Raw genomic sequence first — 18,420 nt, 5'->3', positions numbered from 1 at the left:
TGACCGCTATGCGGATTACGGACGATATACCTTCACGTTTTTAAATCCCTGCTCATGCAGATAGAGCGCCTGTAATTTACTCATCACACCGCGATCGCAGTACAACAGCCAGGTTTTGTTCTGATCAAGGTCGCCAAACTGCGTACTGAGTTTGTAGAAAGGCATCGACTTCACCTCCGTTCCCGCCAGCTGTAGCGGTTTGTCTTCCTGCTCATCCACCGAGCGGATATCCAGCACGCTGTCGTTTTCGTTCAGCAAGCCGACCGTCTCAACCTCAACCACCTCTTCCTGCGTCTGCTCCGCGATTTCGCGAATATCCACATTGGTCGCCTCGGCCACCATACGTTCCAGAATCGCGAAATCAAACTGGCTTTCTTCGGCTTCGATTTTGCCTTTTACCGCTTTGACCGTCGGGCTTTTCGAAATCACGCCACAATATTCCGGCATGGTGCTGGCAAAGTCTTCGGTGCCGATTTCACGCGCCACTTTAATAATGTGCTCTTTGTCGTGGGAAATCAGCGGGCGCAAAATCAACGTATCGGAGGCATTGTCGATCAGTCGCAGATTGGTCAGCGTCTGGCTGGAGACCTGCCCCACCGCTTCGCCTGTGACCAGGGCCTGTACGCCATAACGTTCCGCCACCATTGAGGCTGCACGGACCATCATACGTTTCAGCACCACGCCCATTTGACCGTCGTCGATTTTTTCTAAAATTTCGCCGACAACTGGCTCAAAGTTGATTGCCACAAAACGTACACGGTGCGAACGGCCAAAGCGGTTCCACAGATAATGGGCGACCTGACGTACGCCGATTTCATGTGCCGCGCCGCCCAGGTTAAAGAAGCAGTAGTGAACGCGGCTGCCACGACGCATCAGCATGTAGCTGGAAACGCCGGAGTCAAATCCACCTGAGATGAGCGACAGCACATCTTCCTGGGTACCAATCGGGAAGCCGCCCAGCCCTTCATAGCGTGCGGTGACCAGCGTTAAGCGGTTTTCTTCCACTTCGAGGTTAACCGTCACCTCAGGTTTCTTAAGCTGAACGGTGGCGCTGGCGATGTGCTGATTTAGCCCGCCGCCAACATAGCGCTCGACGTCCTGCGAACTGAAGCTGTGTTTGCCACGGCGCTTAACCCGCACGCAAAAGGTTTTGTTTTCCAGGCTGTCGCGATACTGTGCCAGCGTCTGCTCGAAAATATCGTGGATGTCGGTATATTCGCGCTCTTCAACCGCAAGGACATGATGAATACCCGGGATGCGCATCAGCTCATCGGGAATAATCTGCCGCATGGCTTCATCTTTGCAGCGCACTTCAATATGATCCCAAAAACGCACCACCGCGATCTCATCGCTGACCGTTTTGAGCACGTTGCGGATATTACTGGCAAGAATCTTAATAAAGCGCAGACGCACCGACTGACTCTTGATGGTGATTTCAGGAAATAACTTGACGATAAACTTCATGGCAATACAGCTTCGTTGGGCAAATAAGTGCTAAAACAGGCTGCACTTAGCTGGTAAGATCATAAAATTGCGGGGTGACAGGCGCATCCGCATCCGAGGCGCGAGAGTATATCACCTTTACCCGGTGACTGCTTCTGCAACAGCATGCACATTGATTATTTTGCTAATCATTCTCTCTCAGCTACCATGACCGATTGCAAGATAACGTTCCAACCGTGAGTCGACACGAAATATGCCGAAAAAAGCCGAACAGCCAGCCAGCTTTGAAACGTCATTGCAGCAGCTGGAGCAGATTGTTAATCGTCTGGAAAGTGGTGAACTGCCGTTGGAAGACGCCCTGAATGAATTTGAGCGCGGCGTGCAGTTAGCGCGCAATGGCCAGCAAACGTTGCAGCAAGCCGAGCAGCGCGTGCGCATTCTCCTCAGCGACGATAACGATGCCGACCTCTCCTCTTTCACGCCGGAAAACAACTAATGGATTTTCCTGAACTGCTCAATGCGTATCACCAGCAGGTGAACCACGCGTTGATGGGCTACCTGGATGCCCTCCCTTTTCAGAGTTCTCCTCTGGTGAATGCCATGCAGTATGGGGCACTATTAGGTGGCAAACGCATGCGCCCGTTTCTGGTTTACGCAACCGGCACCATGCTCAATGCGAATAAAGCCAGTCTCGATGTGCCTGCAGCGGCTGTCGAATGTATTCACGCCTATTCACTGATTCATGACGATTTGCCGGCAATGGACAATGATGCGTTACGTCGTGGGCAACCGACCTGCCATATCAAATATGGTGAAGATACCGCCATTCTTGCCGGTGATGCGCTACAAACGCTGGCCTTTTCTATTCTGGCCGACCAGCCCATGCCGGGCGTGAGTGCGGAATACCGCCTCGCTATGCTGTCAGAGCTGGCCAGGGCCAGCGGCGTAGCGGGCATGTGCGGCGGGCAGGCGCTGGATCTGGCGGCAGAAGGTCAGTCTGTCGATCTTCATCAACTGGAACAGATCCATCGTCACAAAACGGGGGCGTTGATTCGCTCAGCCGTGCGACTCGGTGCTTTTGCTGCCGGCGACGCGGGCCGTGAAGCGCTGCCGTATCTTGACCGCTATGCGGATGCCATCGGCCTGGCCTTTCAGGTGCAGGATGACATCCTGGATGTGACGGGCGACACAGCCGTTATCGGAAAACGTCAAGGTGCCGATCAAGATCTTGGAAAAAGCACCTATCCTTCATTGATGGGTCTGGATAATGCCCGGATTAAGGCACTGGATTTATACCAGGAAGCCGTGGATGCTTTGCACATGCTCTCTGCAAAATCCTATGACACCTCTGCCCTGAAGGCGCTGGCGAGCTTCGTAATTGAACGCGATAAATAACTTCCATGATGAGTCACTGATGAGTTTTGATACTACAAAATACCCGACACTGGCGCAGGCAGAAACGGTACAGGCACTACGTGCCCTGCCTAAAGAAAAATTGCCTGCGCTCTGCAATGAGCTGCGCCAGTATTTATTAGACAGCGTGAGCCGCTCAAGCGGCCATTTTGCGTCGGGCCTGGGCGTGGTCGAGCTGACGGTGGCGCTGCATTACGTCTATAACACACCGTTCGACCACCTCGTGTGGGACGTCGGTCATCAGGCTTATCCGCATAAAATTTTAACCGGCCGCCGCGATCGCATTGGATCGATTCGGCAAAAGAATGGCGTGCACCCCTTTCCGTGGCGGGGAGAAAGTGAATACGACGTCCTGAGCGTCGGTCACTCCTCAACCTCCATCAGTGCCGGGCTGGGCATGGCTGCTGCGGCCGAACGGGAAGGTAAAGGGCGCCGTACCGCCTGTATTATCGGCGACGGTGCCATCACCGCAGGCATGGCCTTTGAGGCCATGAACCACGCGGGCGATATTAAACCCGATATGCTGGTTATCCTGAACGACAACGAAATGTCGATTTCTGAAAACGTCGGGGCGCTGAATAACCGCCTGGCACAGATTTTATCGGGTAAGACCTACGCGCGTCTGCGCGAAGGAGGCAAGCGCGTACTGACCGGCCTGCCGCCGATTAAAGAGTTGGTAAAACGCACCGAAGAACACCTGAAAGGCATGGTGGTGCCGGGCACCCTGTTTGAAGAACTGGGGTTCAATTATATCGGGCCGGTCGATGGTCATGATGTCCTGACGCTGGTGAATACGCTGACGAATATGCGTAGCCTGAAAGGCCCGCAGTTCCTGCATATTATGACGAAAAAGGGTAAAGGTTATGCCCCGGCAGAGCAGGATCCGATCGCCTGGCATGCGGTGCCCAAATTTGATGTCGCCAGCGGCGAACTGCCTAAGAGCGCCGAAGGATTGCCGAGTTATTCGAAGATCTTCGGTAACTGGCTGTGCGAAACGGCGGCTGACGACGCTAAGCTGATGGCGATTACGCCCGCCATGCGCGAAGGGTCGGGTATGGTAGGATTCTCCCGCAAGTATCCCAACCAGTATTTTGACGTTGCCATTGCCGAACAGCACGCCGTGACCTTTGCGGCGGGCCTGGCCATTGGGGGCTATAAACCGGTTGTTGCGATTTACTCGACCTTCCTGCAGCGCGCCTACGATCAGGTTATTCACGATGTCGCGATTCAGAAGCTTCCGGTCCTTTTCGCGATTGACCGTGGCGGCATCGTTGGGGCCGACGGCCAGACGCATCAGGGTGCCTTTGATCTCGCCTATCTGCGCTGCATTCCGGATATGGTCATCATGACGCCGAGCGATGAGGACGAATGCCGCCAGATGCTTTATACCGGCTATCACTATCAGGCAGGTCCGGCTGCCGTGCGTTATCCACGCGGAACCGGCACTGGCGTTGCTCTGACGCCACTGCAAAGCCTGCCGCTGGGCAAAGGTGTGGTTAAACGTCGGGGCGAAAAGCTGGCGATCCTTAACTTCGGTACACTGCTGCCTGAAGCCAGCCACGTTGCCGAAGCGCTGAACGCCACTCTGGTGGATATGCGTTTTGTTAAACCGCTGGATGAAGCGTTAATTACCGAACTGGCCGCACAGCATGAGTCGTTGATTACGCTGGAAGAAGGCACGATTAAGGGCGGCGCAGGCAGCGGCGTCAACGAGTTCGTGATGGCGAAACGTCTGGGCATTCCCGTTCTCAATATTGGCCTGCCTGACGAGTTCATTCCCCCGGGCACGCAGGAAGAGATGCGTCACGACTACCACCTGGACGCAGACGGTATTCAGCAGCAAATCAGTCACTGGCTGGCGCAGTAGTTCCCCTCCCCCGCTCTCTGCGGAGAGCGGTATTCCTGCTATGCTTAATTCCCCTGGAAGGACATAGCAGGAGTCATGATGAAAACCGTTCCACTCGCGAATACTGATTTAAAAGTTTCCCAGCTCTGCCTGGGCTGTATGACATTTGGTGAGCCCACCCGCGGTAAACATGCCTGGACACTGCCTGAAGAAAGCAGCCGACCGCTTATCAGGCAGGCGCTGGAGGCCGGGATTAACTTCTTCGACACCGCTAACAGCTATTCAGACGGCAGTAGTGAGGAGATTCTGGGGCGAGCGCTCAGGGATTTCGCCCGCCGCGAGGAGGTCGTGGTCGCCACCAAAGTCTATTTCCCGCTGAGTAATCTGTCACAAGGCCTGTCCCGTAAAAACATTCTGCAATCCATTGATGACAGCCTGCAACGGCTGGGCATGGAGTATGTCGATCTGCTGCAGATTCACCGCTGGGACTATGACACGCCGCTCGAAGAAACCCTGTCGGCACTTGATGAGGTGGTGAAATCCGGCAAAGCACGTTATATCGGCGCCTCGTCCATGCACGCCAGTCAGTTTGCACAGGCCTTAACCATGCAGGCAGAACAGGGCTGGGCACGCTTCGTCAGCATGCAGGATCAGTACAACCTGATTCAGCGCGAAGAAGAACGTGAGATGCACCCGCTGTGCCAGCGTGAAAATGTTGCGGTCCTGCCATGGAGTCCACTGGCACGCGGTAAGCTCACCCGGCCATGGGGCGAAACCACCGCCCGCTCCGTTTCTGATGAGGTGATGAGCACGCTCTATGCTTCAACGGAGGAAAACGATGCGGCGATTGCGGCGCGCCTGGCGCAGGTAGCAGCCGACAAAGGCGTAACGCGAGCGCAGGTCGCACTGGCGTGGTTACTGAGCAAACCGGTGGTGACAGCGCCCATCATTGGCGCCTCTCGTGCAGAGCAGTTTGCTGAGCTGGTGGAAGCCGTGAACGTTGACCTGACAACGCAGGATATTGCCGCCCTGGAAAGTGAATATCAGCCTCACCCGGCAACCGGCTATCAGTGATACCAACGCAGCGTGTTCACAGGCGTGACGCGCTCATTCGGCCCGGCCGGGAGAGAGATAATGGTGAGACAACCGTACGCCGGTATTTCGGCTACGGTTGCAAAACGGTGATGATAAGGGGCGCAGGACAAACGCTTAACCGGCGAGATAAACCCCGGCACCATAAAGGATGGCTGCAGCAATAATACCCGCAATAATGTCATCGACCATAATGCCCATGCCGCCATGCACGTTACGGTCGAACCAGCGAATCGGCCAGGGCTTCCAGATATCCAGCACGCGGAACAGCACAAAACCGGCCACCACCCACTGCCAGCTGTTCACCGGAATGGCCATCAGTGTAATCCACATCCCGATAAACTCATCCCAGACAATGCTGCCGTGATCGTGAACGCCCATGTCTTTGGCGGTGCGATGGCAAAGGTAAACGCCCACGCTGATGCCTAGCAGCACGACCAGCGAATACAGATCGTGCGGAAGCAAGGTCAGCAGACACCAAAAAGGAATGGCGGCCAGCGATCCCACTGTACCGGGCATAACCGGGCTGAGCCCACTGCCAAAACCGGTCGCCAGTAAATGCCAGGGATTACGCATCCGCAGACGACCTTTGGCGATATGTTTATCTGATGTCAAAATGGTCGAATCCTTTAAAACGCACATCTGCCGGTTTGCCGTTTTCGAGCAGTGACAGCCCTTCTGACTCGGGTGCCATCTGCCCAATACAGGTATAAGGCACGCCAAGATGTCCCAGCGCCACGTCCAGTGCACCCCGATTCACTTCCGGCACACTGAAGCACAGCTCATAGTCTTCGCCGCCGCTGAGCGCCCAGCGCAGCACCTGTGACGCGTCAAAATTGTCACGCAGTGCCGGGGACAGCGGAAGCGCGTCAAGGTTGATACGTGCCCCGCAGCCGCTGGCTTTCAGCACATGACCTATATCAGAAATCAGCCCGTCTGAGATATCGATAGCGGAAGAGGCCAGCGAACGCAGTGACTGCCCCTGTAACACGCGCGGCATGGGCCGCAGGTGACGTTTAATCAGGGCTTCATGAATGGCCGGATCGTCAATGCGGCAGTGATGCTGCAGCAACGCCAGCCCTGCCGCGCTGTCGCCCAATGTACCGGTGACATAGATCCAGTCGCCGGGTTTTGCGCCCGAACGCTTTAACGCTTTGCCGTGAGGAATCAGCCCATGAATACCCAGCGTCAGGCTGAGAGGCCCCCGCGTCGTGTCTCCCCCCACCAGCTGCATATCGTAATATTCCAGCAGGTCAAACAGGCTTTCGCTGAAGCTGCTCAGCCAGCTTTCATTCACATCCGGCAAGGTCAGCGCCAGGGTTAGCCAGGCAGGATCAGCACCCATCGCGGCCAAATCGCTCAGATTCACCGCCAGTGATTTATAGGCTAAATCTGCAGGATGGATCGTGGGCAGGAAGTGGATACCGGAAACCAGCGTATCGGTGCTGACCGCCAGCGTTTGCTTTTCGGGCACGCTCAGCAGCGCGCAATCGTCGCCGATGCCGAGTTCGACATCACGGCGGCTACGCGTTCTGCGATTGAAGTAGCGTGCGATGAGTTCAAATTCACCACATGACATAATTGCGTTCCGCTTAACCATTAATGAAAAAGGCCGGCAAGCCGGCCTTATTGATTATTTGCGTTGGGGTCGAATTTGCGGACCGGCTTTATCCAGCACACCGTTGACAAATTTATGGCTGTCTTCAGCGCCAAATACTTTCGCCAGTTCGATACCTTCGTTGATGGCCACTTTATAAGGCACATCAGAACGCTTGCTCAGTTCATACAGCGACACACGCAGAATGGCTTTTTCCACCTGCCCCAGTTCTTCTAACTGGCGCGACAGATAGGGTTGCATCAATCCATCCAGGTACGCGCTGTTGGTCGCCACACCGGCCAGCAGTTCGCGGAAATAAGTAATATCGACGTCTTTAACGTCCTGTTCCGCCAGAAACTGGTATTCCACATCGGCAATGTCGTTGTTAGACAACTGCCAGGAGTAAAGCGCCTGGACAGCGCACTCACGGGCGCGACGACGAGCAGCAGGTTTCACAAAATTCCCCTTACAAAAATCAGGCTTTAATGGCTTTCAATACGTTGATCATTTCAAGTGCGGTCAGGGCCGCTTCGGCACCTTTGTTACCCGCTTTGGTTCCAGCACGCTCAATGGCCTGCTCGATATTTTCGGTTGTCAGTACGCCGAATGCCACAGGAATATCGCTGTCCATGGCAACACTGGCAATGCCCGAGCTGGCTTCACCCGCGACGTATTCGAAGTGCGCCGTGCCACCGCGAATCACGGTACCCAGCGCAATCACGGCATCGTGTTTGCCGGTTTTAGCCAGCGCACGCGCGGCCAGCGGCAGTTCGTAAGCGCCCGGTACCCAGACGACAGTGATATTGTCATCGTTGACCTGGCCGATACGCTTCAGGGCATCCACAGCGCCGTCTAACAGGCTCTCGTTGATAAAGTTGTTAAAACGCGCGATAACGATGGCAATTTTTGCCTCTGGCGTTGCAACGGCAGCTTCGATAACTTTCATACATATCCTTTCAGGGGTTTGTTTAGCCCCGCGCAGGGGGGCGGATTCTAACATACTCTTTGGCGGCGTGCTCTCGCTTTTCCGCCTCTGTTATTGCGGTATCAGAGTCAGACGGAGATCGCTGCCGACCTGGCGCACGTCGCTGAAGGCAAAAACCGGCGCGTCAGCCAACTGCGTCAGCCCCGTAAGCTGACACAAACCGCGCGCGTCATTACCCAGTAATTTCGGTGCCACATACACAATGAGTTCGTCAACCAGACCGGCCTGAAGCAATGCCCCTGCCAGCGTGGCACCGGCTTCAACCCAGACGCTGTTAATCTGGCGCTGGCCCAGCACCATCATCAGCGCCACTAAATCCAGTTGGCTGTCGCGTAAAGGAACCGGAATTTGCGTCACCGAGTCAGGCCAGCGCTGAGTGTCGGCCTGCTGTCGCATCAGCCAGGTTTCGCCCAATTGTTCTATAAGTTTGTGCTGCGGTGTTACGCGATTCTGGCTGTCGACGATGATGCGTACCGGCTGGCGTAAGGTCTGCGCATCAACCAGGCGCTGACTGTCGCTGTCCAGTTCGGCCCAGCGTACAGTCAGGGAAGGATCGTCGGCCAGCACCGTTGCGCTGCTGCTGAGAATGGCGGCGCTCTGCGCTCGCAAACGCTGGACATCGCGTCGGGCAGCCGGCGAGGTGATCCACTGGCTTTCGCCACTCGCCATGGCGGTGCGGCCATCCAGTGATGCCCCCAGTTTAAGCTGTATCCAGGGGAAGCCGGTCCGCATGCGTTTCAGGAATCCCCTGTTCAGGGCTTCCGCTTCCTGCATCATCAGTCCGTGGCTGACTTCAATGCCCGCCTGCTGCAGTCGATGTAATCCTCGTCCGGCGACCTGCGGATTGGGGTCCTGCATCGCGGCCACGACGCGTTTTACACCGGCCTCAATAAGCGCGTCGCAACACGGCGGCGTGCGCCCGTGATGACTGCATGGCTCCAGCGTCACATAGGCTGTCGCCCCACGCGCACGCGCACCGGCCATGCGCAGGGCATGCACTTCCGCATGCGGTTCTCCGGCGCGCTGGTGCCAGCCTTCGCCAACAATGTCGCCATCGCGTACAATGACGCAACCGACATTGGGGTTTGGCATGGTAGTAAAACGTCCGCGCCGCGCCAGTTCCAGCGCGCGCGCCATATAACGTTCATCGGTCATGATTTAATCCTGTAATCTGGCAATCTCTTCGCCAAAATCACGCACGTCCTCAAAGCTGCGATAAACAGATGCAAAGCGAATATAGGCCACTTTATCGAGTTTTTTTAGCTCGTCCATGACCAGGTTACCGATCAGCTTGCTGGGAATTTCACGTTCACCCGTCGCACGCAACTGTGTTTTGATATGGCTTACCGCACTCTCTACGGCATCCGCACTGACCGGACGTTTCTCCAGCGCTTTCATCATGCCGCTGGCAAGTTTGTCTTCATTGAAAGGTTCACGCACATCGTTGCTTTTCACCACGCGTGGCATGACCAGCTCAGCGACTTCAAACGTAGTAAATCGCTCATGGCACACCAGACACTGACGACGGCGCCGCACTGACGAACCCTCACTGACCAGACGAGAATCAATCACTTTTGTGTCTACAGCGGAGCAGAATGGGCAATGCATGACGTTTCCTGACACGAGATAAATGGGCCGTACAGTGTAGCGCGAACTGCAAGTCAACAAAATCGATTCCCGTGTTTTACCCCATCCGCTTCACAGACCGGATGGGAAATGCCCGCCCGCGTAAAACCCGCTACGCTTAAAGCGCTCAGGGCAAAAAGCGGAGAACGTAGCCACGTTCGTGCCGATCCGGGGTACTGCATCACCGGATACCTGCGCCACCGCGCTGGCCGGATGCCCGATATCAACCTGTTTCACCATGCATCATTACGCGTAACGCGAGGTGAAATCGGCACGCCAGCGGCTACGGCATTTTATCGCTCAGGGAAAGGCAATTTCAGAGCACACTTAAGGTAATCGGCGTGATTTCAGTTCAGGCTTCAACGCCATAAGCGGATGCTGATGGGTCCCGCGACAAGGGGCAATTATTACGTCATTTGAATAAAGGATAAAAAAACATGATGAACAGGATGGTTTGGGCACCCGCGGCCCTGTCACTGGTTCTGCTAAGTGGTTGCAGCACCCCAGCCCAGCCGCAGGTGAAACAACTGCACCGGGAAGTCAGTCAGCTTAATCAGCAGATGCAGCAACTCACCAGCCAGGCAAGTGCGGTTGAAATTCAGGGACAGCTGAACGCCCATTCACAGCAGGGCGCATGGCTGTTGCCGCAGGCAAACACGCCCGTGGCACTTCAAACGCAGGTTGGCACGCTGCGCCTGTCGCTCGCACGCATTGAGGCCGAGGCCGGCGGTACGCATGCTGACCTGACGCTTCGCACACAAGACAATTCACCGCTGCCCGGACTGCATGTGACAGTAGTCTGGGGCCAGCTCGATCCCGCAACCGGTAAGCCACTTGAGGCCGACAGCCTGACGCAAAACCTCAGCGTTCCCGCTTCACTGACGCCACGCAGTTCGGTCACCGTACCATTACGGTTAAAGGATGTGACGCCGGAGCAACTGGGTTATGTTCGAATTCACCAGGTGATCGCGGATACGTCCAGGCCCTGAAAACAAAAAAGCCGCCAGATTACGCTGGCGGCTTTTTTTATCGTACCAATACTACGGCAGGATCGAAGGCTGATCGGCGCCCTCTTTCTCCACTTTCTGTACCAGCATATGTTCGCGTTTCATGCCCAGCTTCAGCGCCAGCGCTGAAGAAACGTAGATCGACGAAACGGTACCGATGGTGACACCAATCAGCATGGTCAGTGAGAAGCCTTTCAGCAGCGCACCACCAAAGATGAAGAGGATCAGGATCATCGCCAGCGTAGTCAGCGAGGTGATCAGGGTACGGCTTAACGTCTGCGTCAGGGACACGTTCGTAATGTCATAAGAGGAGCCGCGACGGATCTTGCGGAAGTTCTCACGAATACGGTCCGAGACCACGATTTTATCGTTCAGCGAGTAACCGATGACCGACATCAGCGAGGCCACAATCGTAAGGTCAATCTCGACCCGGAACAGCGACAGCAGTCCACAGGTGATAATGACGTCATGCGCCAGCGCCAAAACCGTACCCAGTGCCAGACGCCACTCAAAGCGAATACCGATATAAATCAGAATCGCAATCAGTGCCGACAGCAGGGCTAACGCCCCGGCCTGCGCCAGATCGCTGCCCACGCTCGGTCCGACAAACTCGATACGTTTGACCGTCGCGTTTTGCTGCGTCGTCTGGTTGATAACCGTTACCACTTTATTACCCAGCTCGGTTCCCGCAGGCCCTGTGACCGGCGGCATGCGCACCATCACATCGCGGCTGCTACCGAAATTCTGGATCAACGGTTCCTGGAACCCGGACTTCACCAGCGCACCGCGGATGGCGTCGAGATCGGCCGGTTTCTCCAGATTGATCTCAATGACCGTACCGCCGGTGAAATCGAGCCCCCAGTTAAAACCGCGTACGCCAACAATGGCAATCGAGATGATGATTAACAGTCCCGAAATGATGAATGCCAGCGTATCCCAGCGCATAAAGTCAACGACTTTACGGCCGTGGTTTAACTGCTCAATGTTATATTCCTGTGCCACAACGCACTCCTCAGATAGACAGCTTCTTAACGCGCTTGCCACCGTACATCAGGTTGATAATGGCGCGGGTTCCGACGATCGATGTGAACATGGAGGTCGCAATACCGATAGCCGTTGTAATCGCAAAGCCCTTAATGGAGCCCGTACCAATTGCATACAGAATCACCACCTTAATCAGGGTCGTCACGTTCGCATCGACAATACTGGAGAAGGCACCTTTGTAGCCCTCATGAATTGCCTGCTGTACGGAACGCCCGTTGCGCAGTTCTTCTTTGATACGTTCATTGATCAGGACGTTTGCATCGACTGCCACCGCCAGCGTCAGCACAATACCGGCGATGCCTGGCATGGTCAGCGTGGCCCCCGGTAACAGCGACATAATGCCGACAATCAGCACCAGGTTTGCCAGCAGTGCGCTGGTCGCAATCAGGCCCACTTTCTTGTAGTACAGCACCATAAACAGGATGGAGGCGACCAGGCCCCACAGGCAGGCTTCCAGCCCCTGAGTAATGTTCTGCTGACCCATTGTCGGACCGATTGTCCGCTCTTCCACAATCTGGATAGGCGCAATCAAGGCCCCGGCGCGCAGCAGCAGTGACAGCTGACGTGCTTCGTTCGGGTTGCTGATACCGGTGATGCGGAAGCTGTTGCCCAGGCGTGACTGGATGTTGGCGACGTTAATCACCTCTTCCTGTTTCACCAGAATGGCGCGACCATTCGCATCTTTCTTACCGCTGTCTTTGTACTCCACAAACAGGGTCGCCATCGGTTTACCGATGTTGTCCTTGGTGAAGTTCGACATGATATTACCGCCCGCGCCATCGAGTGAAATATTCACCTGAGGCTGGTTGTATTCGTCCATGCTGGAGGTCGAATCGGTAATGTGGTCACCGGTCAGAATCACGCGTTTGTACAGCACGACAGGCTGGCCGTCACGCATGTCTTTGACCTCGGAATCCCCCGGCACGCGACCATTGGCGGCGGCGGTCGGATCAACGCTGGTATTGACCAGACGGAACTCCAGCGTCGCGGTTGCGCCCAGAATTTCTTTGGCGCGCGCCGTGTCCTGAATACCTGGCAGTTCTACCACGATGCGGTCAGAACCCTGACGTTGCACCAGCGGCTCCGCGACACCCAGTTGGTTCACACGATTACGCAGGATAGTGATGTTCTGCTGAACGGCATATTCGCGCGCTTCGCTGAGGCGAGCATCGGTCATGGTGGCTCGCAGAGCATCGTTACCGCTGTTGCTGATCACCAGATCCTGATGACGGGATGACAGCCACTTCACGGCAGCGTCACGGCTGGCTGCGTCACGGAAACGGATTTCCACGCCGTAGTTAGCAATCTTGCTGACGTTGGTATAAGGGATATTCTTTTCGCGCAGGTCGCTGCGCAGGCTGTCCGCATTCTGCTCTTGCAGTTTGCTCAGGGCAGTGTCCATATCCACTTCCATCAGGAAGTGCACGCCACCGCGCAGATCGAGGCCAAGTTTCATTGGCTGCGCCGCCAGCAGGGTAAGCCAGCGCGGCGTTGCGGGAGCCAGATTCAGCGCCACAACATAGTTTTCGCCCAGCGCTTTCATGATCGCTTCACGGGCGCGCAACTGCACATCCGTGTTAGAAAAACGCGCCGTAATCGCCCCGTTTTCCAGGGCAACAGACTTCGCCTGAATATTATCTTGTTTTAATACGTTCTGAATTTGATCCAACGTTTGCTCACTGGCGGCGCTTCCGCGCGCGCCAGTGATTTGAACAGCCGGATCCTCACCATAAAGGTTGGGAAGTGCATATACCAGGCCAATGACAAGCACCACGACCAGCATTATGTACTTCCACAAAGGATAACGATTTAACACGGCAGTTCCCTTAGGGAAGTAAAAATTACAGCGCCTTCATAGAACCTTTCGGCAGGACGGCAGCCACGAAATCACGTTTAATAACCACTTCGGTAGTGTCGTTTAGCGCAATCGCAATGTAGCCGGTTTCTGCCACTTTGGTTACGCGCCCCACCAGGCCACCATTCGTCAGCACTTCATCACCTTTGGAGATAGAATCCATCAGCTTCTTGTGCTCTTTTGCGCGTTTCTGCTGAGGGCGCAGGATCATGAAGTAAAAAATCAGGCCAAAGACGACCAGCATGATCACCAGAGAATACGGACTTCCCTGAGACGGTGCGCCTGCTGCAGCCACAGCGTCAGAAATGAAAAAACTCATTAAATTTCCCTCATTGATGAATTATCAGACGTTAAAGGCGGAACCGCTTTGCCCGTCCGTTGGTAGAACTCGGTAACAAAGCGCTCTAATTTACCCTCTTCAATAGCCTGGCGTAAACCTGCCATCAGGCGCTGGTAGTAGCGCAGGTTATGAATCGTGTTCAGACGCGCGCCCAGTATTTCGTTACAGCGATCAAGATGATGCAAGTAAGCACGGCTGTAATTGCGACAGGTGTAACAATCACACTCGGCATCCAGCGGCGACACATCGTCTTTATGCTTCGCATTGCGGATTTTTACCACGCCGTCCGTCACAAATAAGTGACCATTACGTGCATTACGCGTTGGCATCACACAGTCAAACATGTCCACGCCGCGACGCACGCCTTCGACCAGATCTTCTGGTTTGCCCACGCCCATTAAATAACGCGGTTTGTCCTCAGGGATCTGTGGACAAACATGCTCCAGGATGCGGTGCATGTCCTCTTTCGGCTCACCGACCGCCAGGCCGCCCACAGCGTACCCATCAAAGCCAATCTCTACCAGACCTTTCACAGACACATCACGTAAATCTTCGTAAACCGAGCCCTGAATAATACCGAACAGCGCGTTCTTGTTGCCCAGGCTGTCAAAGCGGTCACGGCTGCGCTGCGCCCAGCGTAACGACATCTCCATTGAGCGTTTCGCATAATCCCAGTCGGCCGGGTACGGCGTGCACTCATCGAAGATCATGACGATATCGGAGCCCAGATCGTACTGAATTTCCATGGATTTTTCTGGATCGAGGAAAATCTGATCGCCATTGATCGGGTTACGGAAGTGAACGCCCGCTTCGGTGATTTTACGAATGTCGCCCAGGCTGAAGACCTGGAAACCGCCGGAGTCCGTCAGGATAGGGCCTTTCCACTGCATAAAATCATGCAGATCGCCATGCAGCTTCATGATTTCCTGACCGGGACGCAGCCAGAGGTGGAAAGTATTGCCCAGAATAATTTGCGCGCCGGTATCCTGCACTTCTTCCGGCGTCATGCCTTTTACGGTGCCATAGGTGCCCACGGGCATAAACGCCGGGGTTTCGACCACGCCACGATCAAAAACCAGACGCCCGCGACGCGCGCGACCGTCTGTGGTATCAAGCTCAAATTTCACAAGACCTCCATCGGAGAAACAGTCCGATGTATGATTAAAAGTGGCGCATGATAACAACCACAGAAGCCGCTACACAAGCCAGCCAGCGAGTTAGCGTATGACAGGATTTATCGATTTCTGCTTCATTGTGCCAATTTTCTGGCACAAGTGTGGCGTACCTGCTCAGTCTCAGAGTAAAGGAAGCCTTGCCATTAGAATGTCTCAATGCCAGGATCAGTGAAAATTTATGGGAAAATTCTAATGGTAAAACTTTTCACCAAATACTTTTCAGTGGGTGTGATCAATACGGCCATCCACTGGATTGTTTTTTTATGTCTTTTGTACGGGGGGGCCAATCAGACGCTGGCCAATTTTGGCGCGTTTTGTGTCGCTGTTAGTTTTTCATTTTTTGTTAACGCCCGATGGACGTTCAAGTCTGAGACGACTGCTTTTCGCTATATGATTTACGTGCTTTTTATGGGTTCAGTAGCATCAGCAGTCGGTTGGGTTTCAGACAAATGCAGTTATCCTCCACTCCTTACTCTCATAGCTTTCTCGGCAATTAGTCTTGTTTGTGGCTTTCTCTACTCTAAATTCATAGTGTTCAGGGATTGAAAATGAAAATATCACTTGTCGTTCCAGTATTTAACGAAGAAGAAGCTATTCCAATTTTTTATCAATCCGTAAGGCATGAGCTTAAAGATTGGGAAGTCGAAATCGTTTTCGTTAATGATGGTAGTAAGGACTCAACTGAGAGCATTATTAATGCTCTGTCCTTATCAGACGAACTTGTTAAATCACTATCTTTTACTCGTAATTTCGGAAAGGAACCTGCTCTTTTCGCTGGTCTTGAGCATGCCTCAGGCGAGGCCATCATCCCTATAGATGTTGATTTACAGGATCCGATTTCGGTAATTCCTCAACTTATCGACAAGTGGCTATCAGGAGCTGACGTCGTTCTTGCAAAAAGGACTGACAGAAGCACAGATGGACATATGAAGCGTAAAACAGCTGAGTGGTTTTACCGCCTCCATAACCGTATCAGCTCCCCCAAAATAGAGGAAAATGTTGGGGATTTCCGGCTGATGTCCAGATCCACTGTAGAGCATATAAAGCTGCTGCCTGAGCGAAATCTGTTCATGAAAGGTATTCTGTCTTGGGTTGGTGGAAGAGTAGAGGTAGTAGAATACACCCGCGCTGAACGTGTTGCAGGGACGACGAAATTTAATGGCTGGAAGTTATGGAATCTTGCTCTTGAAGGTATAACCAGCTTTTCTACATTCCCACTTAGAATGTGGACATATATAGGCCTTTTTGTTGCTGGATTATCTTTCATCTACGGTGCATGGATGATTATAGATACAATGATTTTCAGTAACCCCGTAAGAGGATATCCATCTCTTATCGTATCAATACTCTTTCTTGGTGGTGTACAACTAATAGGAATTGGGGTCTTAGGAGAGTATGTTGGCAGAATATACCTTGAAGTAAAGCAGCGGCCTAAATATATTTTAAAGGAAGAGAAAAGCAATGGATGTCAGTATGAAAAATAGAGCTAATAGATCGATATTTGTAATGACTGCTGTTTTTATTGTGTCATTCATCCTTATTGTCTTACGCAGACCTGATATCATTTTCAATGCTCAACCATGGGCCGAAGATGGAGTTGTGTGGATTCATTTTATCCATAACAATGGTTTTCTTTCCACCATATTCGAGCCACAAAATGGATACTATCAAACAATTTCTAAACTTGTTTTTGGTATCGCTCTTCAGTTTGGTTTAGAAAATGCGCCATTAATAGCTAACGCGTGCGCAATTTCATTGCGCTGTTTTATGGTAATGTTTCTTCTCTCTTCTCGGTTCAAAAGTATCAATATCTGGTATCGCTTGGCTATGGCGACGTATTTCATAATGATGCCTAATGTTGACGAGGGTTACGTCAATATAACAAATGCTCACTGGTATTTATCTGTATATTTGATGATGGTGCTCATTGCTAAAAAACCCGATAGCAGGACTGGTATTTTACACGATTACTTAGTGCTTTTTATTTCAGCACTCAGCGGACCTTTTATAGTATTTGTGGCACCATGCATTCTGGTAAAAAGAATCTATGAAAGAGGTGGATTGTGGCCGGCAATTAAAGGAATTAACAGTTTTGACATTCTTGCAGCATTACTGACCTTGCTTCAGGTTGCGGCCATATTAACGACCTCTTCTGCTAACAGGACCTCCGCACCGCTCGGCGCAAGTTTTTCTCTGCTTTCTGACATAATAAACTATAGAATAGTTGTTGGAACATTTTTTGATAATGTTAAAACACTTTTCATTTCAAATCTTACAGCAATCAACATTGCCAGCTTTATAGTTTTTGCTGCCATTTTCATCGTCATCTTCGTCAAAGGTGGCAAAAATATTCGCATTTGTATGTTATTTCCAGTAATAATGATAGGCTTTTCTCTAGCGAAACCTATGATGGCTGACAATTCTGCTCAGTGGCCAGTTTTCCTGATACCTGGTGCCGGGCAACGATATTTTATTGTGACTAACATATTCTTCTTCGCGCTTGCCCTCTATATCCTTCACTGGCTGGCAAAAGGAAGATCATCTGCTGCTATCGTTGTAACTGTGATTATGGCACCATTATATGCATCTTACTTTAATATATATCCCCTTAAGGATATGCATTACAAAGAGCAAATTTCTGATTACAATCGCCTGACTGCCGGGCAGTCAATAAATATAAACATCAATCCCGGATGGTCTTTCAGTCTGATTAAGAAGTAATTTATTGCGCCCTTCGGGGCGCTTTTTCCTTATTAGATTAGCACAGACTTTTAGATTTTTTTCGCCAAACATAAAATTGAGCTATAACATTATTTAATATGATCACTTCAAAAAATTCCGGGCATAAATCTGTCTTCGACGTAGCGTTGTATTGAATAGCGCTTAGAATGTTTACTCAGGCTTTAAATAACAAACACATAAATTTTCTGTTCCATCCTTTTGAGTTTTGCTCTCTCTGTAAGCTCTCACAGCCTGATCACAAAAACCGGCACCTTA

The 18,420-nt window shown here is 52.7% G+C and carries 19 protein-coding genes; 8 read left to right on the top strand and 11 right to left on the bottom strand.

Translation table 11 applies throughout. The features are described 5' to 3' along the window. Window positions 1-15 precede the first annotated feature (15 nt). Window positions 16-1,464 carry a tRNA uracil 4-sulfurtransferase ThiI gene (gene thiI / locus G5574_RS18360; protein WP_039338476.1) on the bottom strand — a complete coding sequence of 483 codons (1,449 nt, stop codon included), beginning with the start codon at window positions 1,462-1,464 and terminating at the stop codon, window positions 16-18. 232 nt (window positions 1,465-1,696) lie between these two features. Between thiI and xseB the strand changes: the two genes are divergently transcribed. The 4 genes from xseB (at window position 1,697) to G5574_RS18340 (ending at window position 5,776) form a co-directional block, all read left to right on the top strand. After that, window positions 1,697-1,939 (top strand): exodeoxyribonuclease VII small subunit, encoded by a 243-nt coding sequence (xseB, locus tag G5574_RS18355; RefSeq protein WP_006117975.1) that lies wholly within the window; start codon window positions 1,697-1,699, stop codon window positions 1,937-1,939. Next, window positions 1,939-2,838 (top strand): (2E,6E)-farnesyl diphosphate synthase, encoded by a 900-nt coding sequence (gene ispA / locus G5574_RS18350; protein WP_164483020.1) that lies wholly within the window; start codon window positions 1,939-1,941, stop codon window positions 2,836-2,838. The genes xseB and ispA overlap by 1 nt, the downstream gene beginning before the upstream one ends. A 19-nt stretch (window positions 2,839-2,857) precedes the next feature. Next, the gene (gene dxs, locus G5574_RS18345) at window positions 2,858-4,723 is read left to right on the top strand and encodes a 1-deoxy-D-xylulose-5-phosphate synthase (protein ID WP_164483019.1); all 1,866 of its coding nucleotides are present in this window, start codon (window positions 2,858-2,860) and stop codon (window positions 4,721-4,723) included. A gap of 78 nt (window positions 4,724-4,801) precedes the next feature. After that, entirely contained in the window at window positions 4,802-5,776 is a 975-nt protein-coding gene (locus G5574_RS18340; RefSeq protein ID WP_033738643.1) for an aldo/keto reductase, read from the top strand. 135 nt (window positions 5,777-5,911) lie between these two features. Here the strand turns inward: G5574_RS18340 and pgpA are convergent, their stop codons facing one another. From pgpA to nrdR, 6 genes are all read right to left on the bottom strand, one after another. Continuing rightward, window positions 5,912-6,436, bottom strand: a complete 525-nt coding sequence (gene pgpA / locus G5574_RS18335) for a phosphatidylglycerophosphatase A (RefSeq protein WP_392391906.1) — start codon at window positions 6,434-6,436, stop codon at window positions 5,912-5,914. Continuing rightward, window positions 6,396-7,373: a thiamine-phosphate kinase gene (gene thiL, locus G5574_RS18330; protein WP_033738641.1), complete on the bottom strand. Its 978-nt coding sequence runs from the start codon at window positions 7,371-7,373 to the stop codon at window positions 6,396-6,398. Before thiL ends, pgpA begins: the two co-directional genes overlap by 41 nt. 54 nt (window positions 7,374-7,427) lie before the next feature. Next, window positions 7,428-7,847, bottom strand: coding sequence for a transcription antitermination factor NusB (nusB, locus tag G5574_RS18325; protein WP_006117983.1), 420 nt, complete (start codon window positions 7,845-7,847; stop codon window positions 7,428-7,430). A gap of 19 nt (window positions 7,848-7,866) precedes the next feature. Next, on the bottom strand, window positions 7,867-8,337 hold the full coding sequence (gene ribH / locus G5574_RS18320; protein ID WP_006117984.1) for a 6,7-dimethyl-8-ribityllumazine synthase: 471 nt from the start codon (window positions 8,335-8,337) through the stop codon (window positions 7,867-7,869). 90 nt (window positions 8,338-8,427) lie between these two features. Further along, window positions 8,428-9,531: a bifunctional diaminohydroxyphosphoribosylaminopyrimidine deaminase/5-amino-6-(5-phosphoribosylamino)uracil reductase RibD gene (gene ribD, locus G5574_RS18315; RefSeq protein WP_164483018.1), complete on the bottom strand. Its 1,104-nt coding sequence runs from the start codon at window positions 9,529-9,531 to the stop codon at window positions 8,428-8,430. 3 nt (window positions 9,532-9,534) lie between these two features. Next, entirely contained in the window at window positions 9,535-9,984 is a 450-nt protein-coding gene (gene nrdR, locus G5574_RS18310) for a transcriptional regulator NrdR (protein ID WP_006117986.1), read from the bottom strand. Between the two features lie 458 nt (window positions 9,985-10,442). Between nrdR and G5574_RS18305 the strand changes: the two genes are divergently transcribed. Next, window positions 10,443-10,991 carry a SadB/YajI family lipoprotein gene (locus G5574_RS18305; RefSeq protein WP_164483257.1) on the top strand — a complete coding sequence of 183 codons (549 nt, stop codon included), beginning with the start codon at window positions 10,443-10,445 and terminating at the stop codon, window positions 10,989-10,991. Window positions 10,992-11,042: 51 nt separating this feature from the next. On the opposite strand, the gene secF is transcribed toward G5574_RS18305, so the two are convergent. The 4 genes from secF to tgt are packed head-to-tail and all read right to left on the bottom strand — an operon-like array spanning window position 11,043 to window position 15,375. Then, on the bottom strand, window positions 11,043-12,011 hold the full coding sequence (secF, locus tag G5574_RS18300; protein WP_006117989.1) for a protein translocase subunit SecF: 969 nt from the start codon (window positions 12,009-12,011) through the stop codon (window positions 11,043-11,045). 10 nt (window positions 12,012-12,021) lie between these two features. After that, the gene (secD, locus tag G5574_RS18295) at window positions 12,022-13,869 is read right to left on the bottom strand and encodes a protein translocase subunit SecD (protein ID WP_072021736.1); all 1,848 of its coding nucleotides are present in this window, start codon (window positions 13,867-13,869) and stop codon (window positions 12,022-12,024) included. A gap of 25 nt (window positions 13,870-13,894) precedes the next feature. After that, window positions 13,895-14,227, bottom strand: a complete 333-nt coding sequence (yajC, locus tag G5574_RS18290; RefSeq protein WP_006117993.1) for a preprotein translocase subunit YajC — start codon at window positions 14,225-14,227, stop codon at window positions 13,895-13,897. Then, window positions 14,227-15,375 carry a tRNA guanosine(34) transglycosylase Tgt gene (tgt, locus tag G5574_RS18285; protein WP_054634410.1) on the bottom strand — a complete coding sequence of 383 codons (1,149 nt, stop codon included), beginning with the start codon at window positions 15,373-15,375 and terminating at the stop codon, window positions 14,227-14,229. Before tgt ends, yajC begins: the two co-directional genes overlap by 1 nt. Before the next feature lie 240 nt (window positions 15,376-15,615). Between tgt and G5574_RS18280 the strand changes: the two genes are divergently transcribed. Genes G5574_RS18280 through G5574_RS18270 form a run of 3 tightly spaced genes read left to right on the top strand, consistent with a single transcriptional unit; the run spans window position 15,616 to window position 18,144 of the window. Further along, window positions 15,616-15,969 (top strand): GtrA family protein, encoded by a 354-nt coding sequence (locus tag G5574_RS18280; RefSeq protein WP_033738784.1) that lies wholly within the window; start codon window positions 15,616-15,618, stop codon window positions 15,967-15,969. A 2-nt stretch (window positions 15,970-15,971) separates the two neighbouring features. Further along, window positions 15,972-16,907, top strand: coding sequence for a glycosyltransferase family 2 protein (locus tag G5574_RS18275; RefSeq protein ID WP_033738636.1), 936 nt, complete (start codon window positions 15,972-15,974; stop codon window positions 16,905-16,907). Next, a complete protein-coding gene (locus tag G5574_RS18270) occupies window positions 16,897-18,144 on the top strand; it encodes a glucosyl transferase (protein ID WP_164483017.1) in 1,248 nt (415 codons plus the stop codon). Before G5574_RS18275 ends, G5574_RS18270 begins: the two co-directional genes overlap by 11 nt. The last annotated feature ends 276 nt before the right edge of the window (window positions 18,145-18,420 follow it).

This window comes from Pantoea stewartii (genome assembly GCF_011044475.1).
In the GTDB taxonomy this organism is placed as follows: domain Bacteria; phylum Pseudomonadota; class Gammaproteobacteria; order Enterobacterales; family Enterobacteriaceae; genus Pantoea; species Pantoea stewartii.
This window is presented reverse-complemented; position numbering and strand designations above follow the sequence as displayed.